19 protein-coding genes and 3 pseudogenes are annotated in these 25985 nt (G+C 40.9%); 20 read left to right on the top strand and 2 right to left on the bottom strand.

Features of this window, described 5'->3' with window-relative positions; genetic code table 11:
* The first annotated feature begins 2 nt into the window (after positions 1 to 2).
* Together moaA and EJ103_RS17435 are read left to right on the top strand one after the other, a co-directional pair.
* A complete protein-coding gene (moaA, locus tag EJ103_RS17440) occupies positions 3 to 974 on the top strand; it encodes a GTP 3',8-cyclase MoaA (protein ID WP_126008999.1) in 972 nt (323 codons plus the stop codon).
* A 143-nt stretch (positions 975 to 1117) separates the two neighbouring features.
* Positions 1118 to 2155 carry a GGDEF domain-containing protein gene (locus tag EJ103_RS17435; protein ID WP_164521648.1) on the top strand — a complete coding sequence of 346 codons (1038 nt, stop codon included), beginning with the start codon at positions 1118 to 1120 and terminating at the stop codon, positions 2153 to 2155.
* Between the two features lie 8 nt (positions 2156 to 2163).
* On the opposite strand, the gene EJ103_RS17430 is transcribed toward EJ103_RS17435, so the two are convergent.
* The gene (locus EJ103_RS17430; RefSeq protein ID WP_004588705.1) at positions 2164 to 3102 is read right to left on the bottom strand and encodes a LysR substrate-binding domain-containing protein; all 939 of its coding nucleotides are present in this window, start codon (positions 3100 to 3102) and stop codon (positions 2164 to 2166) included.
* Between the two features lie 120 nt (positions 3103 to 3222).
* Here EJ103_RS17430 and EJ103_RS17425 point away from each other — a divergent pair, with 120 nt between their 5' ends.
* From EJ103_RS17425 to EJ103_RS17405, 5 genes are all read left to right on the top strand, one after another.
* Positions 3223 to 4389, top strand: a complete 1167-nt coding sequence (locus EJ103_RS17425; protein WP_126008997.1) for an efflux RND transporter periplasmic adaptor subunit — start codon at positions 3223 to 3225, stop codon at positions 4387 to 4389.
* Between the two features lie 9 nt (positions 4390 to 4398).
* The gene (locus EJ103_RS17420; protein WP_126008996.1) at positions 4399 to 7551 is read left to right on the top strand and encodes a multidrug efflux RND transporter permease subunit; all 3153 of its coding nucleotides are present in this window, start codon (positions 4399 to 4401) and stop codon (positions 7549 to 7551) included.
* Complete coding sequence (locus EJ103_RS17415) at positions 7544 to 8953, top strand: TolC family protein (protein ID WP_126008994.1); 1410 nt, start codon at positions 7544 to 7546, stop codon at positions 8951 to 8953. Before EJ103_RS17420 ends, EJ103_RS17415 begins: the two co-directional genes overlap by 8 nt.
* 14 nt (positions 8954 to 8967) lie before the next feature.
* Positions 8968 to 9996 carry a zinc-binding dehydrogenase gene (locus EJ103_RS17410; RefSeq protein ID WP_126008992.1) on the top strand — a complete coding sequence of 343 codons (1029 nt, stop codon included), beginning with the start codon at positions 8968 to 8970 and terminating at the stop codon, positions 9994 to 9996.
* 265 nt (positions 9997 to 10261) lie between these two features.
* A complete protein-coding gene (locus tag EJ103_RS17405; RefSeq protein WP_004588700.1) occupies positions 10262 to 12517 on the top strand; it encodes an acyl-CoA dehydrogenase in 2256 nt (751 codons plus the stop codon).
* Positions 12518 to 12710: 193 nt separating this feature from the next.
* Here EJ103_RS17405 and EJ103_RS17400 read toward each other — a convergent pair.
* Positions 12711 to 12950, bottom strand: a pseudogene (locus EJ103_RS17400) (phage integrase N-terminal SAM-like domain-containing protein); the annotation flags it as partial.
* Between the two features lie 232 nt (positions 12951 to 13182).
* Here EJ103_RS17400 and EJ103_RS17395 point away from each other — a divergent pair.
* The 13 genes and pseudogenes from EJ103_RS17395 (at position 13183) to EJ103_RS17335 (ending at position 25947) form a co-directional block, all read left to right on the top strand.
* Positions 13183 to 13614, top strand: coding sequence for a hypothetical protein (locus EJ103_RS17395; protein WP_126008990.1), 432 nt, complete (start codon positions 13183 to 13185; stop codon positions 13612 to 13614).
* A gap of 111 nt (positions 13615 to 13725) precedes the next feature.
* Complete coding sequence (locus tag EJ103_RS17390) at positions 13726 to 14070, top strand: hypothetical protein (protein WP_126008988.1); 345 nt, start codon at positions 13726 to 13728, stop codon at positions 14068 to 14070.
* 116 nt (positions 14071 to 14186) lie between these two features.
* Positions 14187 to 14621, top strand: a complete 435-nt coding sequence (locus EJ103_RS17385; RefSeq protein ID WP_164521647.1) for a hypothetical protein — start codon at positions 14187 to 14189, stop codon at positions 14619 to 14621.
* 106 nt (positions 14622 to 14727) lie between these two features.
* Positions 14728 to 15120, top strand: coding sequence for a hypothetical protein (locus EJ103_RS17380; RefSeq protein ID WP_126008984.1), 393 nt, complete (start codon positions 14728 to 14730; stop codon positions 15118 to 15120).
* Positions 15121 to 15586: 466 nt separating this feature from the next.
* A pseudogene (locus tag EJ103_RS17375) lies at positions 15587 to 15808 on the top strand (transposase); the annotation flags it as partial.
* Positions 15809 to 15911: 103 nt separating this feature from the next.
* Positions 15912 to 16523 (top strand): annotated as a pseudogene (locus EJ103_RS17370) (transposase); the annotation flags it as partial.
* Between the two features lie 176 nt (positions 16524 to 16699).
* Complete coding sequence (locus EJ103_RS17365) at positions 16700 to 17674, top strand: transposase (RefSeq protein WP_126008981.1); 975 nt, start codon at positions 16700 to 16702, stop codon at positions 17672 to 17674.
* Between the two features lie 387 nt (positions 17675 to 18061).
* On the top strand, positions 18062 to 19021 hold the full coding sequence (locus EJ103_RS17360) for a phosphotransferase (protein ID WP_126008980.1): 960 nt from the start codon (positions 18062 to 18064) through the stop codon (positions 19019 to 19021).
* A 144-nt stretch (positions 19022 to 19165) separates the two neighbouring features.
* Complete coding sequence (upp, locus tag EJ103_RS17355) at positions 19166 to 19798, top strand: uracil phosphoribosyltransferase (protein WP_004586497.1); 633 nt, start codon at positions 19166 to 19168, stop codon at positions 19796 to 19798.
* 9 nt (positions 19799 to 19807) lie between these two features.
* Positions 19808 to 21046: a uracil-xanthine permease family protein gene (locus EJ103_RS17350; protein ID WP_126008978.1), complete on the top strand. Its 1239-nt coding sequence runs from the start codon at positions 19808 to 19810 to the stop codon at positions 21044 to 21046.
* A gap of 136 nt (positions 21047 to 21182) precedes the next feature.
* Complete coding sequence (locus tag EJ103_RS17345) at positions 21183 to 22928, top strand: HAD-IIB family hydrolase (protein WP_126008976.1); 1746 nt, start codon at positions 21183 to 21185, stop codon at positions 22926 to 22928.
* Positions 22921 to 24144, top strand: coding sequence for a hypothetical protein (locus EJ103_RS17340; RefSeq protein WP_029771978.1), 1224 nt, complete (start codon positions 22921 to 22923; stop codon positions 24142 to 24144). Before EJ103_RS17345 ends, EJ103_RS17340 begins: the two co-directional genes overlap by 8 nt.
* Positions 24145 to 24168: 24 nt before the next feature.
* Positions 24169 to 25947, top strand: a complete 1779-nt coding sequence (locus tag EJ103_RS17335; protein WP_126008974.1) for a sugar phosphorylase — start codon at positions 24169 to 24171, stop codon at positions 25945 to 25947.
* Positions 25948 to 25985: the final 38 nt, after the last annotated feature.

Genomic DNA, 25985 nt, shown 5'->3' with positions numbered 1-25985 from the left:
TTATGCTAGTCGACCCTGCAGGGCGAAAATTTAGTTATCTACGTTTATCCATTACTGATGTTTGTAATTTTAAGTGTGTGTATTGCTTACCGGATGGTTATCAATGCGATCACGACCGAGACTTCCTTTCACTTAACGAAATTAGCAATACAGTAAACGCCTTTGCTCATCATGGCATATCAAAGTTACGCATTACTGGCGGTGAGCCAACCCTCAGAAAAGATTTTATAGATGTAATTCGTGCGGCAAAAGACACCCAAGGTATTACCAAAATAGCCGCCACTACAAATGGTTACTCAATGCATAAACATGTTAAAGATTGGGCACACGCAGGGCTCAACGCAATAAATGTTAGCATCGACAGCTTAGACCCACGTATGTTTAATACCATTACCGGCAATGATAAGTTTGCCACGGTTATGCAAGGCATAGACACTGCCCTAGAGAGCGGCTTAGATTCAGTAAAAATAAACAGCGTACTCATGAAACAGTACAATGGCCGTGCCCTTGAAGCTTTTTTAGCGTATTTAAAGCACAGACCCGTAACGATGCGCTTTATTGAGTTAATGCAAACAAACGACAATAAAGCATTTTTTGATGCTAACCATATATCGGGGCAATCCATAAAAGAGCAGTTGCTTCGCGCTGGTTGGCAGCCCATTATACGTGATGTAACGGCGGGGCCTGCGCAAGAGTTTTTCCATCCTGATTATTTAGGCAAAATAGGGTTAATAATGCCTTACAGTAATGACTTTTGTGCTACCTGCAACAGGTTAAGAATTTCATCACTGGGGAAACTGCATTTATGTTTGTTTTCTGAGCAGGGTATATCACTTAGAGAATACATGAGTGATAACACTAATCAGGCATTAATTGATCAGTTAGCGCGTTATATAAAAACAAAAAAACCAACGCACTTATTGCACCAAGGAAACACCGGGGTCACTACAAACTTATCTATGTTAGGTGGGTAAAGGCGTAAATGTAGTGTAATTCGCTACTGAGTTTACTGTTTTCGCTACACAGTTTATTAAAATGACTGTTTTTACCTATTTAGCTACTTGTTATATTTAATTTTAGGGTTACACTGAATTTTTTATTATTTTAAGTTTTTTGAATGGATATAGCAGCACTTAGTAGTACTAAATCATTAAGAAGAAACGTTCTGAAATGGATGTGCTTGTGTTTTGGTTTTGTCTCATTGTTTTTTGCTGCGTTTAATATTTTTTTAAATAACTTTGCGTTATTAGGCTATTTAGAAATAGCGCTCACTGTATTTTGTGCCTATACCTACCACCGCTTAAACACACACGCACTCGAAGTATGGCAATCTGTTGTTATGTGCATATTTGTCACCTTTGTTATTGTATTAGGTAATTATTTAGCAAAGCCAATAAATGGTTTGTATGTGTGGTCGTTTGCGTTACCTGTGTTGTATTACCTACTGTTAGGTAAGCGCTATGGCATTGTATTATCGGCTTTGTTATTTGTACTCCAGGGGGCCATATTATTAACCAAAGCATCGCAACTTCCTCTAACAACGCTTAACTTCGGTTTAAATCTTGCCTTTGTTTATATCAGCATTTGGGCCATTTCTCATGTATTTGAAGGCAGTCGTGCTTTATCGTCTAAACGGCTGAAAAATCTGGCCTTGTTAGACCCACTTACTGGGGCTGCAAACCGTTTATCAATGAACCATTACTTTGCAGTAGAGCTTAAAGATAAGTCGCAACTTTATTTGTTTTTACTCGACCTAGACTTTTTTAAACAGGTTAACGACACCCATGGCCACGCAGTAGGGGATAAAGTGCTGATTGAAGTCGCCACTTTATTACGGGTTGTATTGGCAAAAGGGTATGTATTTAGAGTGGGCGGGGAAGAGTTTGCTTTACTACATTCTTTTGCGTCACAAAGTGATGCATTGGCAATGGCCGAAACCATAAGAGAAAAACTCAACAATTCGGCATTTGAGATTGATGGACTAAAAATAAATGTAACTGCCAGTATCGGCGTTGTTAAGTATCGCCAAGGCGACACGCTTGAAAAGTTTGTAATTAAAGCAGATAAACAACTGTATAAAGCAAAAGAATATGGCCGCAATAAAGTGTACTTTCAAGCAAATGCCAACCTGATTGAAAAGCCTCAAATAGCCTAAGTACGAGGCTAGTACATTTGCTCAAAATTTGGGATGTTGTTTTCCCAAATTGGTTTGTCTTTACCTAGGTATTCTCTCACTGCATCAAAAAATAAACGTGTTCTTACCGGTAAGTCTCTGTGTGGATACACCGCATACATATGGCTAAACTCTTTTAACTTAACATCCGTTAAAATGGGCACCAATTGACCTTGTGTAATTTCTTTATCGATAATAAATGCTGGCGCAACAAAGTAGGTAGTCCCTGAAATAGCTTTCATTAGCAGTACTTCAGCGTCGTTTGCTCTGTACACGCTTTTTATTTTTAGCTCGCACGGCTCACCTTTACTATCGTAGTAATCTATGGTTTCTACGCGCATAGCGTTACTTGCATAACTTGCAGCGGGTAACTGCACCAGCTCTTCTATGGTTTGTGGCATACCATAGGTTTTTATAAATTCAGGGGCGGCTACAATAAGCAGCCTGTTACGGGCAATTTTACGGGCAATTAATGAGGAGTCTTTAGGCTCACCAATTCTAAATGCTAAATCAAACCCTTCAGATACAATATCAACTAGCCTATCGTCGAGGCGCAGCTCTACTTCTACTTGTGGAAAACGTTTTTGAAAGTCGTTTAGCACAGGTTGTAAATAACGCCGACCAATTAATGTTGACGAGGTAACCTTTAACACACCGCGTGGCTCTAAGTGGTAGTTTTCGGCCATACGTACGGTTTCACCAAGTAACTCTCTTAGCTCTGACGCTTTTTTAATCATTTCTGCGCCCGCCGCCGTTAACGAAAACGAACGGGTGGTGCGGTTTAATAACCTAACGCCTAGCTCGTCCTCTAATCGACTGATTTGTTTAGATATAACAGAGCGGTCTATGTTTCTTATTTCTGCAGCTTTGGCAAAAGAGCCTTGTTCTACCACTTCAAGCAGCATTAAAAGCCGGCTTGTTGTATCCATTATGATCACCCAATAAATGCTATTGATGCCATTTTGGCATTAATGAATTTATAAATCTATGGTTTTTGTCCGCAAGTATAGTCCGTAACATGCCAGGTAAATAAATAAAGGAGCGTCTTCATGAATAAACATTTAATTGCTGCTGCATTAGCTGCGGCAACTCTATCCTTAGCGGGCTGTGCCGATGAGAGCGCACCTAATGCGCAGCAACAACAATTACAACCTATCGATGTAGCACAAGTTTTAATTAAACCAGTACAAAGCTGGCACACCTACACCACGCGTTTAGAATCGCCGCAAGAAGTTGCGCTGATGCCGCGTGTATCTGGGGTGATTGATAGCATTGAATTTAAAGAAGGTGATGTTGTTAAGCAAGGCGATGTGTTGTTTCAACTTGACGAGCGCCCTTTTGCAGCAGTTGTAGCAAGCCTAGAAGCGCAAATACACAGCGCAGAAGCTGCACTTGAACAAGCTAAAAGTGAAGACAAACGAGCAGTGCGCTTATTAGAGCGTAAAGCTATTTCAACAGAACAAGCACAGGCGCGTACCTCAACGCTTCGCCAGCGCGAAGCACAACTGGCAGCGCTGCAAGCACAGCTTACCTCTGCAAAGCTCGATTTAGAATTTACATCAGTGGTTTCGCCGATTGATGGTGTTATCTCACGCGCAAATATTACCAAAGGTAATAACGTATTAGCGGGCCAAAGTGTATTAACTTCAATTGTTTCTAATAAAGCAATGTATGCCTACTTTGATGTTGATGAGCGTACTTGGAATAGCGCTTTTAATGATGTAACCGCCCAAAGCCGCCAAACAGTTGTTATGCAAAAAGTAGGTCAAAAAGAGTTTGCTTACCAAGGCTATATTAACTTTATTGATAACCAAATTAATTCAGCAACGGGTACTTTACGTGTACGTGCGGTATTTGAACAAGATAACAATCAACTACGTGCAGGTTCTTTTGCTCGCGTTAAATTGGCAGCAAACGAAGTGAGCGAAAAAGTAATTATTCCTGAGCGTGCTATTGGCACCGATTTAAAAAATCGCTTTGTATTAACCGTAGGCGAAAACAACGTGCTTGAATACAAATTAATAGAAGTAGGCGAGCGCTATGGTGCGTTACGCGCTGTTACTGCTGGCCTAAACGAAGGCGATGTTATTGCGGTAAATGGCCCTGCACGTGTAGGCCCAGGTATGCCAATTTCGCCAAATACAGTGACAATTGATACAAGCGGCGTGGCTTTTACACTGTCAAACGACAACGCGCAGCTAATGGCTAAGCAATAAGGTTTATTGATGAAATTTTCACACTTTTTTATTCAGCGACCAATTTTTGCAGCCATGCTGTCGTTGGTTATTTTAATTGCTGGTGGTATTTCACTGTTTCAACTTCCTGTAAGTGAATACCCAGAAGTTGTGCCACCTACTGTTGTGGTAACAGCAAATTACCCAGGTGCTAACCCAACCGTTATTGCGCAAACTGTGGCAACGCCGCTTGAGCAAGAAATTAACGGTACCGAAAACATGCTGTATATGTTTTCTCAAGGCACCAGCGATGGCCGTATGACACTTACGGTAACGTTTGCATTAGGCACCGACCTAGACCGTGCACAAGTACAAGTACAAAACCGTGTAAACAGTGCATTACCACGTTTGCCCGAAGAGGTGCAGCGCTTAGGTGTAGTAGCCGAAAAATCATCACCCGATTTAACCATGGTGGTGCATTTATACTCGCCTGAAAACAGCCACGACACAGCGTATTTATCTAACTATGCCGACATTCATATTAAAGACGAGATTGCCCGTTTACCAGGTGTAGGCGACATTCAATTATTTGGTGGTGGCAAATATTCAATGCGCGTGTGGCTAAACCCAGATGCATTAGCAGCCCGTGAGCTTACAGCCACCGATGTTGTGGCCGCTTTGCGCTCGCAAAATCAGCAAGTTGCCGCGGGTAGCTTAGGTGCACAGCCAATTTCTAACGACAGCCAATTTCAAATTTTATTAAACGTAAAAGGGCGTTTAAACAGTGTTGAAGAGTTTGAAAAGGTCATTATTAAAGTGGGCGAGCAAGGGCAATTAACGCGTTTGTCTGATGTAGCCCATGTTGATTTAGGCCAAGATACCTATGCACTTCGTGCAGAGCTTGATAACCAGCCAGCACTTGCAATGCCTATTTTTCAACGCCCAGGTTCAAATGCGATTGAGCTTTCAGACCAAGTACGTGAAACAATGGCGCGTTTATCACAAGATTTTCCGGCAGGGGTTGAGTACGACATTGTTTACGACCCCACTGTGTTTGTACGTGGTTCAATAGATGCGGTTATAGCAACGCTACTTGAAGCCATTGTATTAGTTGTAATTGTGGTTATTGTATTTTTACAAACGTGGCGCGCGTCTATTATTCCATTGATTGCGGTGCCTATTTCGTTAATTGGTACGTTTGCTGTAATGCAATGGCTAGGCGTGTCTATTAATACACTTTCGCTGTTTGGCTTGGTGCTGGCAATTGGTATTGTAGTTGATGATGCGATAGTTGTTGTTGAAAACGTAGAGCGAAATATAGAACAAGGGCTTTCGCCTTTAGAGGCAACACGAGTTGCTATGAGCGAAGTAACCGGGCCAATTATTGCGATAGCGTTAGTGCTGTGTGCGGTATTTATTCCTACTGCATTTATTACCGGTTTATCGGGTCAGTTTTATAAGCAATTTGCACTAACAATTACTATTTCGACTGTTATTTCGGCGTTTAACTCGTTAACCCTTTCGCCTGCGCTATCGGCATTATTATTAAAATCGCACGATGCAAAACCAGATGCATTCACGCGTTTACTTAATAAACTGTTTGGTGCGTGGTTATTTAAACCGTTTAACCGCGTGTTTGACCGTGGTGCTAAAGGCTACGAAAAGCTGGTACAAAAGCTTATACGTATGAGCGTTATTGTTATGGTGGCCTATGTTGCGCTGGTGGGCGGTACAATTAAATTGTTTGATACCGTACCTGGTGGCTTTATTCCACAGCAAGATAAGCAATATTTAGTTGCGATTGCGCAACTGCCAGATGCAGCCAGTTTAGACCGCACCGAAGATGTGCTCTCGCAAATGCAAAAAATAGCATTAGAAGTACCAGGCGTTGCACACACCGTGGCGTTTCCAGGCTTATCGGTAAACGGTTTTACTAACAGCCCAAATAGCGGCATTGTATTTACGCCACTTGAGAGCTTTGATAAACGTACCGACCCTAGTCAATCAGCGATGGCAATTGCCGCGCAGTTAAATCAGCGTTTTGCAGCTATTGATGAAGCGTTTGTGGCTGTATTTCCGCCGCCGCCAATTCAAGGCTTAGGTACCACCGGAGGCTTTAAGCTGCAAATTGAAGATAGAGCAAATAAAGGCTTTGATGCACTATTTAATAGTTTGCAAACCATTATTGGTAAAGCGCAGCAAGACCCCGCGTTAATGGGCTTATATTCAAGTTTCCGTATTCAAGTACCGCAAATGGATATTGACATAGACCGCGAGCAAGCGCTTATTCAAGGTATTCCTCTTGATGAAGTATTTGACGCATTGCAAATATATTTAGGCTCTGTGTATGTGAACGACTTTAATATGTTTGGTCGTACTTATCAGGTTAATGCGCAAGCTGATGCTGATTTTCGTCTTGATCCTGAGCAAATCCTTAACCTAAAAGTACGTAACAGTGCAGGAAATATGGTGCCGCTTGGCTCGGTACTTACAGTTACACCAACAATAGGACCTGACCGTGTAATGCATTACAACGGTTACCCAAGTGCAGAACTAAACGGCAGCCCAGCCCCCGGTTATAGCTCTGATCAGGCACAAACTGCTATTGAAACAATATTAGCCGACAACCTGCCAACAGGTATTGAGTACGAGTGGACAGAAGTAACGTACCAACAAGTACTTGCAGGTAACACCATGGTTTATGTATTCCCATTAGTTGTGTTGCTTGTATTTATGGTGCTTGCTGCGCAGTACGAAAGTTTACGTTTGCCACTGGCCATAATATTAATTGTACCGATGACTATTTTCTCAGCACTATTAGGTGTGTGGTTTGTAGGCTCAGACAATAATATATTTACTCAAATTGCATTAATTGTACTGGTGGCACTTGCCTCTAAAAACGCCATATTAATGGTAGAATTTGCCCGCGACCAACACGGCGGTGGGTTAACGCACTTTGAGGCAATATTAGCGGCGTGTCGTATGCGTTTACGCCCAATATTAATGACCTCAATTGCCTTTACAGCTGGGGTTGTACCTTTAGTACTTGCAACCGGTGCAGGCGCCGAAATGCGCCACGCAATGGGTAACGCGGTGTTTGCAGGCATGATAGGGGTAACGGTGTTTGGGTTATTATTTACACCTGTGTTTTACATGTTAGTTGTGAAAAAGCAGCAAAAAGCAAAGGGGTTATCGCATGACTAATTTAATCGCTAAACCTATCAAAACGCGCTTAACGTTAAGTGCTGTGCTAGTGGCTGCTTTTTTATCTGGTTGCGCTAGCAAAATAGATACACAAAGCGAGCAAAACGCTATTAACGATTTTGTAGCTCAAGCAAATATTGCCAGCAATGTTGCCATAGCAGATGAAACAAATTGGTGGCACAAGTTAGAATCAAAGCAGCTAAATGCTTTGGTTAATAGCGCACTTGCCAATAACTACAATTTGCAAACAAGCCAATTAACGCTTAAAAGTACCCTTGCCCGACTTGGTGAGCAAAAAGCGCAATATTTACCCCAAGGCGGGGTAAATATTGGCGCAGCACGAAGCGATGCACCGAATGTGTTTGACCGTCAATCGAGTGCTAACATAGCGCTTGACTGGCAGTTAGATTTATTTGGCCGTATTACTGCTTTGGTTGATGCTGCAAATGCATCGGCCATGAGCCAAGCCGAGCAAGTACGTTCACTGCAAATTGAAGTGGTATCATCTGTTGTTAAAGGTTTTGTAAGCTATCAAGGTAATGTTGAAAAACAACACATTATAGCCATGCAAATAAACGCATTAGAGCAAAGCATTGAGGTACTTCAAGCACGTGTAGATGAAGGCGTTGCCAACGAGCTTGACCTAAACCGTACGATGGCACAGCTTAGGCAGCAAGAAGCCCTAATGCCCGCTATTGAGTATGCTAAATACAGCGACTTATCAACTTTAGCGGTGCTTACAGGTAAGCTTGCGCAAGACATTGCGATAGATAATGAGCAAAACCTGCTGGAGCAAAGCTTTAGCGTTGCGCTTAAAAATGCCAATAGCGCCATTGCCCTGCGCCCTGATATAAGCCGTGCATTGTATGATTTTAGCCAAGCTAACAGCTTAAGTGTGGCGGCAAGTAAAGCCTTACTACCTGATATTAGCTTATCAGCCTTTGCAGGCGTAGTAAGCATAGACAGCACGGGCTTAAAAAATACTGATCAGCAATGGCAAGTAGCCCCCCAAGTGCAATGGTCAATATTAAGTTACCCCGCACTCCTTGCCCAGCGCGATGCACAGCAGTTTTTAAGTGAAGCTGCCTACAGCGACTATCAGCAAATAGTATTAAATGCGGTGACTCAAAGTGAACTTTCATTGCAAATGTTGGTCAATCAACAACAGCAAGAGCGTTATGCTAAACAGCGCTATGGCTTTGCAAATAAAGCATTTTTACAAGCACAGGCGATGTACGAAGAAGGCCAAATACCGTACTTAGAGTTGTTAGATGCACGCCAGGATGTTTTAATGGCACAAGAAAACGCTGTTGACACAACTATTGCTACATTGCTTGCTAAAGTGAATGCTTATCAGGCATTTAACGGCCAATGGAGCTATGCACTTAGCAGTACAAAATAGGTAGAGTTAATTGAATGAGCAATACTGAATTATCACATCAAGGCAGCTCCTTACAAACAATGCGCGCTATTGTTTTATCACAACCAGATGAGCAAATACGCTTGCAAGATATTGAGGTTGATATACCCGAGTGCGCCGACAACGAACTGTTGGTAAAGCTTGAGTATGTAGGCCTTAATCCTGCTGATGCCTATTTTGCTAAAACGGGCTTTTGTAAGTGGCAATACCCTCATATTTTAGGCCTAGACGCCGTTGGTGTGGTAGTTAAAGCTAACAAAGGTGTGTTTCCTGGGGTTGGCGAACGAGTAATGTGGCATGCCAATATAGGTAAGCAAGGGGTACTGAGTGAATACACCACCGTGCCTAACTTTGCTGTATCGGTTGTGCCCGATGGGCTGTGCCCTGCAAAGGCTGCTACGTTACCGTGCGCTGGTATGGCCGCCCTTATTAGCTTAGATAAAATTGCCATTACGGAGGGCGACCAAATCCTAATCGAAGGTGGCTCTGGTGCGGTAGGGCAGTTTGCCATTCAATATGCTAAACAACGCGGTGCCGATGTATTTACCACCGCTTCAAAGCGTAATCACAAACTGGTAAAGCAGCTAGGTGCCGATGTGGTATTTGATTATAACGACAAAAAGTTACGCGACAAAATTCGCCGCGAGCTTGGCCCGCAAGGGTTTGATGCGGTAATTGATACTATGGGCGGTGAATCAACGCTTAGAAATATTGAATTAATGCGTTTTTGCGGGCGTATCGCGTGTTTAAACTCGCTGCCTCATTTTGATCAAGATTTAATGTACCACCGAGCGCCTAATATTAGTGTGGTGTCTATTGGTGGTGCGTGGCTTGCCAATAGTTTATGTGCACAGCAGCGCTTAAGTTTTATGGGCAATTTATTGCTTGAAGGCGCGCTATCGGGCGATATTAAAACACCGGCAATCACTGCGGTTGACTTTACTGCTGACTCAGTCAGTGCTGCCTTAAATAACCAAATTGCGGGTGGCTTTACAGGCAAACACGTTGTGCAAATAAGTAGTTAACGTTGCCCACCTTATTTTAAAAACGCAGCCCAAGTGGCTGCGTTTTTTTATGCCTAAAAAATAGCTTTTTATGAGTATGGGGCTTAATTGTTGCCAAATAGAGGTATTTCAGCGCACAAGTGTAAGCCTTTTAGTTTCAACAGTTTACGTCACCGTAAAGAAAATAAATTGAAAAAACTGTTAATTAATTGAATAGAGTAATTGATCTAAACTGATTTTTATGACGTAATGTAGGTATTATTTATCTGGTCGGATGAGTTCAATCATGAGTTTACGTACAAAATTAAAAAAAGTATTACCAAGTATTTCAATCACTGAACAAGAAGCGCTAGACGCGGGTGATGTGTGGCTAGAAGGGTCTATCTATCAAGGTAAGCCAGATTTTAGCGCACTACGCGATGTGCCGGCTGCCACGCTAAGTGCAGACGAGCAAGCATTCTTAGATGGCCCAGTACAAGAGCTACTAGGCATGATTGACGATTCAGTTATTCAAAACGGTATTCACTTACCAGATGACATATTAGAATTTTTGAAAAAAGAGCGTTTCTTCTCGCTTATCATTCCTAAATCGTTTGGCGGTTTAGAGTTTAGCCCTTATGCAAACTCAACTATTGTGGCAACCATTGCGACAAAAAGCTCTGCAGTAGCGGTAACTGTTATGGTTCCTAACTCTTTAGGCCCAGGTGAGTTATTACTGCACTTTGGTACACAAGAGCAGCAAGCGCATTACTTACCGCGTTTAGCAAACGGCAGAGACATTCCATGTTTTGCATTAACAAGCCCAGAGGCAGGCTCTGATGCAGGTGGCATTCCAGATATTGGTACTGTCACCAAAGGCATGTACAACGGCGAAGAAGTACTTGGCCTCGAGATCACATGGGATAAGCGTTACATCACACTAGCACCAATCGCTACGGTACTTGGTTTAGCATTTAAAGTAGTGGATCCAGAAGGTTTACTAGGCGGCAAAGAAAACTTAGGTATTACCTGTGCGCTTATTCCTAAAGATCACCCAGGTGTAGAGCTTGGCAACCGCCATGACCCAATGGGTATTCGTTTTTATAACGGTACTACACGTGGTAACAAAGTATTTGTACCAATGGACTTTATTATTGGCGGCCAGAAAAACATCGGTCGTGGTTGGCAAATGTTGGTTAGCTGTTTAGGCGCAGGGCGTGGTATTTCATTACCTGCACTAGGTGTAAGTACATCACAAGTGGCGTTTAAGTCAGCATCTGAATACGCAGCAGTGCGTGAGCAGTTTGGTTTAGCAATTGGTCAATTTGAAGGTATTCAAGAAAAACTAGCAGACATTGCAGGTAAAACATACCTTCAAGAAGCAATGCGCGTGCTGACAACTGAAGGCCTAGGCATGGGCTTAAAACCATCGGTTGTTACAGCAATAGCTAAATACCACATGACCGAGCTTGGCCGCGACGTATTAGATTCTGCAATGGATATTCAAGCGGGTAAAGCGATTCAAAATGGCCCACAAAATACCCTTGCAAGCGGTTACGTAGCACAGCCTATTGCAATTACAGTAGAAGGCGCGAACATTCTTACACGTAACCTGATGATTTTTGGTCAAGGTGTTATGCGTTGTCACCCTTATTTACAATCTATGGTTGAATCAATCCATAGTGAAGATAAAGGTGCAGATAAAGAGTTTAACGGCATTTTGCGTAAAACAATTGGTTACAGCACAGCAAATAGTTTACGAGCGTTCCGTTTAGGTGTTTTACCATTTACTGCAAGTGCAAACTCTGCATTACCAGAAGTACGTGAATACGAAAAAGCCGTACATAAACTGTCTGCAAAATTAGCGGTGTATGCCGACTTCTCGTTACTCGTACTTGGCGGTAAGTTAAAGCAGGCTGAAATGCTATCAGCACGTTTAGGCGATGTAATGAGCTTTTTATACGCGGCAATGGCATCAATTAAGTATTACGAGCAAAAAGTAGCAAGCAGCGAGCGCGAGCAAGCAGCGCCGTACTTCCACTACGCGACACGTTTTGCATTGCAAAGCGCTGAAGAAGCACTGCATAAGTTTTTAGATAACTTCCCTGCAAGTGGTACTCGTAAGTTTATTCGTTTTGTAACAATGAACTACTCAACTAAAATGCCAAAAATTAGCGACGACTTAATTCGTGAATTAGCAAAACAAGCACAGCTTGATACCGCATTTAAAGCGCAAATTACGCATTTAGTTAAGCCTGTAGAAGGTGACGGTCATCACATTAACGAGCAAGCTTATAAAGCTAAAATGGCATCACTTGTTGAGCTGGCTAAAGTTAAAAAAGCGCTGCGCGCTAAAACGATTAAACCAGGTACACGTTTTGCCATTACGCTAGATAACGCATTAGCGGCAAATGTAATTACTGCGGATGAACATGCGCAACTAATTGATTACAACAAAAAGCGTGAAAAAGCGATTCGCGTTGATGAGTTCGACTTTGACATGAACTTATTAGATGACAACGCACAACCAGTTAACCCACTTAAAAGTGTAGTTAATCAATAAAATTCAATGATGCAAAGCGCCCGCTGTATCGGCGCTTTTATTTTTGATTAAAAAAATTAGTGTGGAGCCTCGTTTGTTTAAAAGCAAGCGGGGCTTTTTTATGTGTGTAATATAGAGACAGGGGTAATGGTGGCTCATTTGATGGTCGTTTTGCTTGTTCAATTAGAGTAGCTGTTTAGTTTATTTTCCATACTTTAAATAAAAAGCTCAACGCATTTAAGGCTTGTGTTTGAGTATTAGGAGCAACATTTTGTTGGTTGACTAAATGATTTAAAAAAAGTTCGACCTCATTATCTCCCATCGTTGTTGGGTGCCTCATAGAGTTAAAACGAATAAACGAAGCTATCCAGTATAAATACGCTTTGATGGTACTTTTAGCATAATGCTTTAGATACATTTGTTCGGCTATCATAGTTAAAAAAGGTGATTTCATGATATGAATCTCTAGCAAAATTTAACTGTATATACAGACAGTGTATATTGTTTTGTCCAATATTACTGATCTCCACCATTTCGGTGTATTTTCGCACTGATTAAAAATAATTTTCAGTTAACTAATTGTTTACAGGCGTTTATTTGATGGTTAAGATAAATGCATTGTAATATATGGACATTTGTCGGTTTATAAAACGACAAATGTCGTAGACAAAATTGTTATGAGCCATATGAATAACTTACTAATTTGTAGCCTGATAATTCTCTTGGTTGGTTGCACAACCATAAATAATGTTTCAGATAGTTCTCAATTTGAAGGTGATATAGGCATAAAGAATTTAGAAAAGGACGTTTTCATTTGCGCTGTTGATAATAATGCAATGTTTACTAAAGGCTTACCCGTTAACGAGCTATATCAAAACCATGGTTTCAAATCCTGTCCTCGCGGGATGGATGTTGCGTCCCTTCTAAAGGGGGCTGAGATTAAAGTTTCAGAGGCTTCTCATCGCTCGCACTTCGGTTTAGTGTCTTATACAGATCATTGGTATTTTGTTGGTTCCGCCGACATTGGCAGTAAAACGGTGAGTTTTTATTACTACTTAGGGTTAACTACTGATGGAAAACCTCCAGCGAACTATAAGGATAATTTGTTGTGGTATTAACAAAAGCTCATAACAAGTTGCTGTTGTCGCCGCTACGCGGCTGGGACCTCCGTTGCGCTGCGCTTCACTACGGCCCCAAAGCAAAGCGTTATAAGTCACGAAGGAATCGTTGTGAAATCTGAAATTGAAGCATGGATTAAGCAAATAAAAGATCGCCCTGATGTAATTGCCATAAATATCGGTTTATTCCAATCTGAAAATGGCTTTCAAGCTTACCTTGTAGGCTCAAACGAATATGATCCTGAAGATGACGATTGGGCTTGTAACGAGGACTTCGTTCCAACAACAAAGTACATTGATTTACCATGCTCGCATAGTGTTAACTGGGAAAGTGTACAAACCGATGTAGTGAATATTATAAAAGGGCTACTTTCATCTAATTCGTCAACTATTTTGAATCATGTTCCTAATGTAACCGTTGGGTTTGATGACGCTGAACTAGTTAGTGTAAAGTGACTTATAACAAGCTAATTAATAAGGACAAAAAACAGTTTGCTGTTTTCGTTCCTCAACATTTTAGCAAACAATTTTTGCCCATTATTAGGGCGTTATATGCTCATGGAAGGATTGCGATGAAATTTATATTTCCTCTATTAATTTTACTACCGTTATTTGCGCAAGCGAATACTGAGTTTTGTGAAGATCATACTCCCAGAACTACTGCAACTCATGGCGGTGAAAAGTATGGTCTTATCGTTCCTGGAAGCAAGATTGAAAAAGCTGGAGCGTGGTCACCTAAAGAAATGACTTCACCACCATTAGCTACCTACAAAGCATATTCTTTAGTGCAAGATTGGGCTGTAAACAACTTGCCTAAGTTCGATGGTATTGAAATAAGAAGTGTTGAGTTAGTTAAGTACCATTGTTTAGCTGGCTTTTCTAAAGAAGAGTATTGGTATTACGTTGTAGAGTACGATTCTCTTCTAGACGGCAACAAAATGTATGGTTCAAAAAATTTCGTTGCTGTTCTAATGTCGGGCGAAGTTATCGGTGTTAAGAGCATATAACAAAACGCTAAAGCTCACTCCCTTCGGTCGCTGGGACGCCTATACGCGGGGCGGCTTCGCCATTATGCCCCACGTATCTGCGCCCCTTAGCTTAAAGTTATAGCTCATGAAAACATTCAGTGATACAACTAGAAAAAACGTAATTTCGGTGTTGGTAGGTCCTTTGGCAATCATACCTGCAATACTAATTATGGGGTTGGTTAGTCATTTACTTTTCCCAGAAGAGTCAGCAATTACGGATTGGAAACAGGTTTTTAATTTCTATAGCGTAATAGGGATCATGATCGCATATGTACTTACAACGTTATTTGCGTTGCCTCTAGTTGTTGTGTTGCAAAAAATGAAGGCCTTCACTTTATTAAACGTTGTGCTTTTGGCTTTAGGTATTGCTGGCGTTCTTTGTCTTGCGTCATCCAGCCAGCTATTAGCCTTTTTGTATTTTGGTTATTTCACGGTTAGTGTTGCAATTTCGTGCTGGGGTATTCACCGGTGGGTGTAGGCTATAACAAGGCCATCAAAAATCGCGCGTTTCACGCGCTGGACTCGCAACAAGTTGCTCGCCTTTTATGGCGGCGTTAGCTTTAAATGGAGTATTAAATGAAATATGTATAGATATTGTTTATTAGTTTTTTTTCAGGGAATTTGCTGGCTAATGAATACAAAACCGAAATTAGTGAGTTCTTTACATTATATAAGGAAGGGCAAATAGACAAAGCTGTTGACTCTATATATAAAACAAATAGTTATGTGTCTTCTATTCCAGATCAGATAAAAGGTGTTAAAAATCAGCTATCTTCTCTAACAGAAACAAAATAAACAAGACACCCACCTTAATTTTGCACTTAACGCAATTAGAGGCTAGCTTTTATTTAGAAACAAAATAAACAAGACACCCACCTTAATTTTGCACTTAACGCAATTAGAGGCTAGCTTTTATTTAGTGCAAAAAACAGGCAGAGTGTCTTATGGCAATTGCAAGAAAGCGACAAGTAAGTTTGGTTGATACAAAATACTATCACTGTATTTCACGGTGTGTTCGTCGTGCATTTTTATGTGGCGAAGACCGTTTCACTGGTCAATCTTACGAGCATCGACGAGGATGGGTTGAAGATAAGCTGGGTGAATTAGCTAAGGTATTTTGTATTGATGTGTGCGCTTATGTCGTAATGAGCAATCATACCCATTTAGCAAAATAAACAACAAAATAAACAAGACACCCATCTTAAATTTTGCACTTAACGCAATTAGAGGCTAGCTTTTATTTAGTGTAAAAAACAAGCAGAGTGTCTTATGGCAATTGCAAGAAAGCGACAAGTAAGTTTGGTTGATACAAAATACTATCACTGTATTTCACGGTGTGTTCGTCGTGCATTTTTATGTGGCGAAGACCGTTTCACTGGTCAATCTTACGAGCATCGACGAGGATGGGTTGAAGATAAGCTGGGTGAATTAGCTAAGGTATTTTGTATTGATGTGTGCGCTTATGCCGTAATGAACAATCACACCCATTTAGTACTGTATGTAGATGATAAAAAAGCAAATAGGCTGAATGATAAAGCGATTGTTATTCGCTGGCATAAACTCTGTAAAGGCACATTGTTAACGCAAAAATACATACAAGGCGAGAAGCTAAGTAAAGTTGAACTCATCTTTTTCAATCAAACGGTAAAACAATACCGAGAACGTTTAGCAAGTATCAGCTGGTTTATGCGCCTGTTAAATGAAGATATAGCGCGAAGAGCAAATAAAGAAGATAACTGCACAGGTAGATTCTGGGAAGGTAGATTCAAATCGCAAGCTTTACTTGATGAAGCCGCAATTGCAGCCTGTATGGCCTATGTAGATTTAAACCCCATTAGAGCTAAAATGGCTAACACGCCAGAAGAGTCAGACCATACCAGCGCTCAAGTACGCTGGAATAAACAAGACACCCATCCTAAATTTTGAAAGAATAAACAAGACACCCATCCTAAATTTTGCACTTAAAAAAGAATAAACAAGACACCCATCCTAAATTTTGCACTTAACGCAATTAGAGGCTAGCTTTTATTTAGTGCAAAAAACAGGCAGAGTGTCTTATGGCAATTGCAAGAAAGCGACAAGTAAGTTTGGTTGATACAAAATACTATCACTGTATTTCACGGTGTGTTCGTCGTGCATTTTTATGTGGCGAAGACCGTTTCACTGGTCAATCTTACGAGCATCGACGAGGATGGGTTGAAGATAAGCTGGGTGAATTAGCTAAGGTATTTTGTATTGATGTGTGCGCTTATGCCGTAATGAGCAATCATACCCATTTAGTACTGTATGTAGATGATAAAAAAGCAAATAGGCTGAATGATAAAGCGATTGTTATTCGCTGGCATAAACTCTGTAAAGGCACATTGTTAACGCAAAAATACATACAAGGCGAGAAGCTAAGTAAAGTTGAACTCATCTTTTTCAATCAAACGGTAAAACAATACCGAGAACGTTTAGCAAGTATCAGCTGGTTTATGCGCCTATTAAATGAAAATATAGCGCGTAGAGCAAATATAGAAGATAACTGCACAGGAAGGTTTTGGGAGGGGAGATTCAAATCGCAAGCACTCCTTGATGAAGCAGCACTTGCAGCGAGTATGGCCTATGTAGATTTAAACCCCATTAGAGCCAAGATGGCTAACACGCCAGAAGAGTCAGACCATACCAGCGCTCAAGTACGCTTAATATTTGCAAAAGAAGGCAAGCAGCCAAAACAACTACTTCGCTTTGCAGGTATGCCACGTCAAATTATGCCCAAAGGGCTGCCGTTTGAGCTTAAATCGTACCTTGAACTCGTTGAGCTAACAGGGCGAGTAATGCGAGAGGGTAAGCACGGGCATATAGATAATATGACCCTTCCTTTGCTAGAAAGGCTTAATATATCATCAGAAAACTGGTTAAAACTCACCACACAATTTACACGCGTATTTCATGGTGCAGTGGGCAGGCCAGCCTCACAAGACGGGTATTGCGAAAACTTAAACCGAAAGCGGCGAGCGAATATAAGTAACTGCGCAAAGTTATTCGCTTAGAGCCTAATCACTTTTGAGCACTCCAACTACATAATGTAGGAATTTTTGTGGCTGCCATTTGAGCTTTATTTAGCAATACTTCTATTTTAAAACTCAAATTATTTTTGGACAGTTAAAAAACATAAATTCACTAGTTAACTTTAACCTTTTGTAATTCACTTTGTAGAAATTAAGGTGGGTGTCACTTTAAGAAAGGCTTTGAATCTGGCTAATTCACTTTGTAGAAATTAAGATGGGTGTCAAGCTAAAAAAGTATTAACTTTATGTAATTTACTATGTAGAAATTAGATGGGTGTCACACTAAGCAAGGGGCTTATGGATGCTATCGTTTTATTAAAAATACCTTCTAATGTTAAACTATAAAAAACTTAATGACTTAATATAGCAATGGCATTTTATCTTCCTCTTTTACAGCCTCATTTTAAACACATTGAAATTGGTAATACGCTCACATCGCTTTGGAGCGGGTGTGGCTGTATTGTCGAGTGCACGCTTGATGCCGAGCCATGTGTTATCAAAGCGATTAAAATACCACGCCACATAAACCATCCAAAAATTAAGCAAAGCGAATTTGCATTAAAGAGAAAGCAGCAGTCTTATAAAGTTGAATATAATTTTTATAGGTTATACAGCGCGTACTTACCGACAAGCGCTAAAAGTATTACCTGTATTAATGCAATTAATGATGGTGATGATTATGCGTTAGTATTTAAAAACTTTACTCAATATGGTTTTGCTCAAGCAAGCTCCCAGCATATAAAGGCAATACTAAACTGGTTAGCATCTTTTCATGCCTTTAATTTAAATAAGCCAGCAAAGGGCTTATGGCAGCAAGGCAATTACTGGCATTTAAGCACGCGCCCAGATGAGTTTAATAAGTTAAAACAAAGCGCTGACGAAAAGTCCGATATTAAAAATGCGGCTCATGAAATTGATAAAACACTGCAAGGATCACACTACAAAACCTTGATACATGGCGATGCTAAGCTCGCCAACTTTGCTGCAAATGAGCAAAGTGAAATACTCGCTTATGACTTTCAGTATGTAGGGGCTGGGGTAGGGATTTGCGATGTAATGTATTTTATGACCAGCTGCTTAAGCGACGAGCAATTACATACCTGCGCCGATGAGTATTTACGTTACTACTTTAGCCAATTAAAAAATGCGCTTTTAGTGTATCAACCGCAAATAAATGCCGATGACGTGATTGCGAAGTGGCATGCATTATGGCCATTAGCTTGGGCCGATTTTTATCGTTTTTTAGCGGGTTGGAGCCCAACTCATTTTAAAATAAATAGCTACATGATGGCGCAAGTAAATTTAACGTTATCAGATAACAATTTATAAACATAAATTAGCGTATTGCTTGCATAAATATCAAGCAAATCAATACATTTTGGCACGATCTATGAAAACTTATTTAAAATTGCAGGTCAAATGACCTTTTTTAATATAAAATACCGCCAATTCTTGTATCAGTAGGTTTTTATCATGTCAATTCACGTAATTTCACACCCTCTAGTTCAACACAAATTAGGCTTAATGCGCGCTCACGGTATAAGTACTAAAAGCTTTCGTGAATTATGCTCTGAGGTAGGTACCTTATTAACCTACGAAGCAACTAAAAACCTACAGTTAGAAGATAACGAAATTACTGGCTGGGACGGCAACAAATTAAAAGTAGAGCACATTAAAGGCAAAAAAATTACTGTTGTGCCTATTTTACGTGCAGGCCTTGGCATGATGGATGGCGTAATGTCATTACTCCCAGCGGCTAAGGTAAGTGTAGTGGGCCTTGAGCGTAACGAAGAAACGCTTGAGCCAGTGCCTTACTTTGAAAAGTTAGTAGGCAATATTGATGAGCGTTTAAGCTTAGTTATAGACCCAATGCTTGCAACTGGCGGCTCTATGATTGCTACAATCGATATGCTTAAAAAAGCAGGCTGTAAAGACATTAAAGTAATTGTACTGGTTGCTGCACCTGAGGGCGTTGAAAAAACATTAGCCGCTCACCCTGATATTGAGATTTTTACTGCCTCAGTTGATAGCCATTTAAATGAAAAGGGTTACATTATCCCAGGGCTTGGCGATGCAGGTGACAAAATTTTCGGTACGGTTTACTAAGGTTTAACAGTGCAAAATAATTCTACATTTTCTATAAAAACCATTTTAACCGGCGCCCAAATGTTGTTTGTAGCATTTGGTGCGTTAGTGTTAGTGCCTTTATTAACGGGGCTTGACCCAAGTGTCGCTTTGTTTACAGCGGGTATAGGTACTTTATTATTTCAGGCAGTGACGAAAGGCAAGGTGCCTATATTTTTAGCGTCATCATTTGCGTTTATTGCGCCTATTATTGCCTCAGTACAAATGTGGGGCGTACCAGCCACTATGGGTGGTTTAATGGCTGCGGGCTGTGCTTATATGCTGTTAGCGCTATTGGTTAAATTTAAAGGGGTGGCAACACTTCATAAAATTTTGCCGCCTGTGGTCGTAGGCCCCGTTATTATGGTGATTGGTTTAGCCCTTGCACCGGTTGCGGTAAATATGGCAATGGGTAAAAGTGGCGACGGCAGTATTGAACTTATTGCTTACGATAAAGCCATTATTATTTCGCTGTTTTCTCTTGTTGTAACACTTATTTTTGCTGTGTGGGGCAAAGGTGTATATAAGCTGATCCCTATATTAGCCGGTGTTATATCGGGTTATGTTTTATCACTGGTAATGGGTGTGGTTGAATTTGGTAGCGTAAATGAAGCCAGCTGGTTGGCTGTACCAAACTTCACATGGCCCGAATTTAAGTGGCAAGCCATTCTCTTTATGGTGCCTGTTGCCATTGCACCTGCTATTGAGCATATTGGCGATATGATGGCTATTAGCCAAGTAACCAATAAAGACTTTTTAAAAAAACCAGGCTTACATCGCACCTTATTTGGTGATGGCTTAGCGACTGCCGCTGCCTCTTTATTTGGTGGGCCGCCAAACACTACTTACTCTGAAGTAACTGGCGCAGTGATGCTTACCAAAAACTTTAACCCTAAAGTAATGATGTGGACTGCCATTATTGCTGTGGTACTGGCCTTTGTGGCAAAAATGGGCGCTGGTTTACAAACTATTCCTGTACCTGTGATGGGCGGCATAATGATTTTATTGTTTGGCTCAATTGCAGTAGTGGGTTTAAATACGTTGGTTAAATCTGGTGATGACTTAACTGCACCCCGTAATTTAAGTATTGTGGCACTTATATTAGTATGCGGTATTGGCGGTATGCACATAGGTGGTAGCCAATTTAGCTTAGAAGGGGTTAGCTTGTGCGCCATTTTAGGTATTGTGCTTAACTTGGTATTGCCAAAAGCTGAACCAGAAACTGATTAATTTTGCACTGTATGTAAAATTTACGCACCAAAATAGCGCATACTAATTGCGCTATTTTTGTAAGTTACTAATAATTAAATAAAAATAATAGTGGTCTAGTACCTGCATTTGTTACTTCATAATATAAGGAGTTACTATGTCAGAGGCCAGTATTGTGGATATAACCCCATTTTTAGCAAAGCACCAATTGCCTTTAAAGTATCAGTACCTTAGTGAGCAATTTTTTATCCCGCTTGCACACGATATTCTAGAATCAAAAAAAAATAACACCCCTATTTTTGTCGCCATAAATGGATGCCAAGGTTCAGGAAAAACCACCCTCGCAGATTTTTTAGTTACTTGGTTTAGTAACAACACGCTGTTTACCAGTGTCGCGCTTTCTATTGATGATTTTTACTTATCTAAAGCGCACCGCCAAGGACTTGCCAAAGACGTACACCCATTATTTGCCACCCGCGGTGTGCCTGGCACCCACGATGTAGGGCTAATGAATACAACCATAAGCCGGTTACTTGCAAAAGAGGTTGGCGTGCCGTTGCCTAAATTTGACAAGCATCACGACGATTGCAGCCCCGAGCAAACATGGCAATGTAACAATAAACCCATTGATATTATTATTTTAGAAGGCTGGTGCGTAGGCAGTGAGCCACAACCGTTATTTTCTTTAAGTGAGCCTATAAACGAGTTAGAAACACAGCACGATAAAGAAGGCGTGTGGCGTCGTTGTGTAAACAGTTGCCTAGCAAATGAATACAAAAGTGTGTTTAGTAAAATAGATTACACGGTGATGCTTAAAGCGCCGAGCTTTGAAGATGTATTTAAGTGGCGACAAGAGCAAGAGCAAAAGCTTATTGCCGCTAAAGGCGAGGGCGATGGCACCATGAATGATGAGCAACTGGTGCACTTTATTTCTCATTTTGAGCGTATTACTCGCGAAAACTTAAATACCCTAAGCGCTAAAGCTAACGCCCTTATAGAGCTTGATAGTAATCGCGATATTAGTGCTATGCACTTAACCAGCGACGATACGCTGCAACCTATTATATTTACCGACTTAGATGGCACGTTACTCGATCACGCCGATTACAACACTAAAAATATTAGTAGCTTGCTGCAAGACTTACAAGCAGCCCACATTCCTGTGGTGTTTAATACGAGCAAAACATTTTGCGAAGTGGTTGAACTTAAAAACGAGCTTAATATTCAACAGCCTTTTATTGTTGAAAATGGTGCGGCTGCTTATTTACCCGTAGATTATTTTGAGCTTAAACCCATTGGCTGCACACAAGTAGGGGCGTATTGGTGTTATGCATTTGCATCACCCTTATCTAACTTACTTAGTGATTTAGACTCCTTAAGCAGCGAATATAAATCGCATTATAAGTTATTTAGTGATTTGTCGAGCGAGCAAATTTCATCCCTCACCGGGCTTGATGAAGCGCATGCAAGGCGCGCTCAAACACGCGATTTTTCAGACCCACTTTATTGGCACGGAAGCGATGAATTACTAAATGCGTTTGTAAACGATGTTAAAGCACTCGGCTACGAAATAAAAATAGGCGGGCGGTTTATACATATTGCTAAAAACACCGATAAAAGCGCTGCACAGCAGTGGTTAGTTAAACAAATTTCACAACATTTTAGAAAGCCTCTCACGGTAATTGCACTAGGTGATAGTGACAACGATAAGCAGATGCTAGAGCAAGCTGATATCGCCATTATCATACATAACCCAAGCAGTAAAAAGCCGGTTAAGTTAACACATAACAAGGCGCGTTATTCGCAATCGCCCGCTCCACTGGGTTGGATTGAAGAAATAACCACATTGCCTTGTATTAGCAGCATTTTAAATACTATTGAGGAGCGAAAATCACATGGCTGATTTTTATCAAAATGGCATCATCACAACCTTACATAATATAGCCGACAGACCGGTAGAAGCGCTTGAAGAAGAGCTAATTAGTTTTAGTAAGCAACGGCCAATGGGGTTAATACTCCCTTCGTTGTTTAGTGAGCTTGAAGGCCCAGCGCTGCAAAACATTGTAAAAGAACTCAGAGAGGTTCCTTATTTATCGCAAATTACCATAGGTTTAGACAGGGCAGACGAGTCACAATACCGCCATGCTTTAGGCTTTTTTAAAGAGCTTAACCAAAACCACAAAGTGCTTTGGAACGATGGCCCACGCTTGCAAGCGCTTGATAAAGAATTACAAGAGCTAGGCGTTGCACCGCGTGAACTTGGTAAAGGCAGAAACGTGTGGTATTGCATGGGTTATAAATTAGCCACCTCAGAGGTAGAGTCGATAGCCCTGCACGACTGCGATATTTTAACTTACGACAGAGGTTTGTTAGCGCGCTTAATTTACCCAGTAGCGCACCCTCGTTTTAATTATGAATTCTGTAAAGGCTTTTACCCACGTACTGCAAACGGCAAAATTAATGGCCGAGTATCGCGGTTATTAGTAACGCCGTTATTACGCTCGTTCAAAACTATTTTAGGCAATACCGACTACCTAGAATATATGGATACCTTTAGATACCCGTTAGCAGGGGAGTTTTCGTTTAGACGTGATGTGCTAAACGATATTCGTATCCCGAGTGATTGGGGTCTTGAAATTGGCGTACTCAGTGAAATGTACCGTAACTATTCACATAACCGTTTGTGCCAAGTGGATATTGCTGATAACTACGATCATAAGCACCAGGAACTTTCTCTTGATGACCAAAACGCCGGTTTATCTAAAATGTCGATAGACATAACCAAGGCACTATTTAGAAAATTAGCCACTCAAGGGGTTACTTTTACCAGCGAAACAATTCGTTCTTTAAAAGCAACTTACTACCGTATTGGTTTAGACTTTATAGAAACGTATCATAACGATGCACTGATGAATGGTTTAACCTTAGATGTGCACCAAGAGGAAAAGGCCGTAGAAATGTTTGCCAAAAATGTTATGGAAGCAGGTCAGCACTTTTTAGATAACCCAATGGAAGCGCCATTTGTGCCAAGTTGGAACCGTGTTGTATCGGCCATGCCAGATGTTTTTGAGCGCTTAAGAGAAGCGGTTGATCTTGATAATAAAGAATTTAGTGAATAAATAAAACAATAATAAGGGGCGCGTGTGAATACAGTAAGTGAATTATTTTTACAGCGGGTAGAGCAACATCTACATATTATTTATAAAGATGTTGAACTGCCCTTAAGTATTACAGAGCTGGCTGAGCAGCTTATTACTATAATTTTAGGCGACAGCCCGCTGCGCGACCCCACACCCCATACTAACCGTTGGGACGAGCAAGATATTATATTAATAGCCTATGGCGACTCTATTATTAAGCACGATGAGGGAGATCAAGCTGTTGCAAAACCGGTAGAAGCACCGCTTAAAACCTTGCACCGGTTTATAAAAGAGCAGTGCGATATGCAGCTTAATGCTTTGCATATATTGCCATTTTACCCGTATAGCTCTGATGAAGGCTTCGCGGTAATGAACTACGTGCAAGTAAATGAATCGCTAGGTGATTGGCAAGATATAAGAAATATTGCCAAAGATGTAAAGCTAATGGCAGATTTAGTGATTAATCACTGCTCTAGCCGAAGTGTATGGTTTGAAAACTTTTTAAACGATTTGGACCCCGGCAAAGATTACTTTAAAACGGCAAGTTTAACCGATGATTTATCTAATGTAGTACGCCCGCGTACGTCACCGCTATTAAATACGGTAACCACACCTAGCGGCGAAAAACATGTATGGTGTACGTTTAGCCACGACCAAGTTGATTTTGATTTTGGTAACCCGGAAGTTCTAAAAGAGTTTATAAGTATTATTCGCCATTATTTAGATAACGGCGTACGCTTGTTTAGGCTAGATGCGGTTGCATTTTTATGGAAGCAGCTCAATACAAATTGCATTAATTTACCGCAAACGCATGAAGCAGTTAGGCTTATTCGCACCCTAATAGAGCATACTGAGCCAAGCGTTGTCATAATTACCGAAACAAACATACCAAACCAAGAAAATCTCTCTTACTTTGGTAACGCCAACGAAGCCCACAGTATTTATAACTTTGCTTTACCGCCTTTATTACTGCATACATTACTCAGTGGAGATAGCACAGCCATTAAGCATTGGATGATGAGTATGCCGCCTGCGCAAAACGGCACCACATACTTTAACTTTATTGCCTCGCACGATGGCATTGGACTTAGGCCAATAGAAGGCTTGTTACAACCAAGCGAAGTGGCGTCATTGGTGAGTACGTCTATGCAATTTGGTGGGCGTGTATCAATGCGCACCAGTAACGATGGTACGCACACACCGTATGAGCTAAATATTGCACTTTTTGATGCATTACAAGGCACGCACAATGGGCAAGATAAGTTTGGCCTTGAGCGATTTATGTGTGCACACGCCATTATGTTTGCGCTTGAAGGGATCCCTGGGCTTTATATTCATAGTTTGCTTGGCACAACGAACGATTACGAACGCTTTGAAAACTCACAGCATAACCGTGCAATTAACCGTCATCGTTGGCAAGAGTCAAAACTATTATCGGCTTTAGGTGATAAATATAGCCATCATCACAAAGTGTTTAATGGTATTAAGCATTTATTAGGTATTCGAAAAAAACAAAGTGCATTTCATCCTAATGCCACGCAATTTACGCTGCACTTAGCGGGGGGATTATTTGGGTTTTGGCGGCAAAGTATAGACAGGCGCCAAAGTATATTTTGCGTTTATAACATAAGTGATAAACCACAAGTACTTACTCTTGCAGATTTAAATTTAATTAACACCCAGCAGTGGTTTGATTTAGTGGCTAATGAAACAATTACCGAGGATCAACTCACTATAGAGCTAGAGCCATATCAAAGTGTATGGTTAAGTAATATTAAATAAAGTGCAGTAATACCAATTTGCAAAATAGCTCACTTAAT

It is taken from the genome of Pseudoalteromonas sp. Xi13, assembly GCF_003952205.1.
In the GTDB taxonomy this organism is placed as follows: domain Bacteria; phylum Pseudomonadota; class Gammaproteobacteria; order Enterobacterales; family Alteromonadaceae; genus Pseudoalteromonas; species Pseudoalteromonas atlantica.
This window is presented reverse-complemented; position numbering and strand designations above follow the sequence as displayed.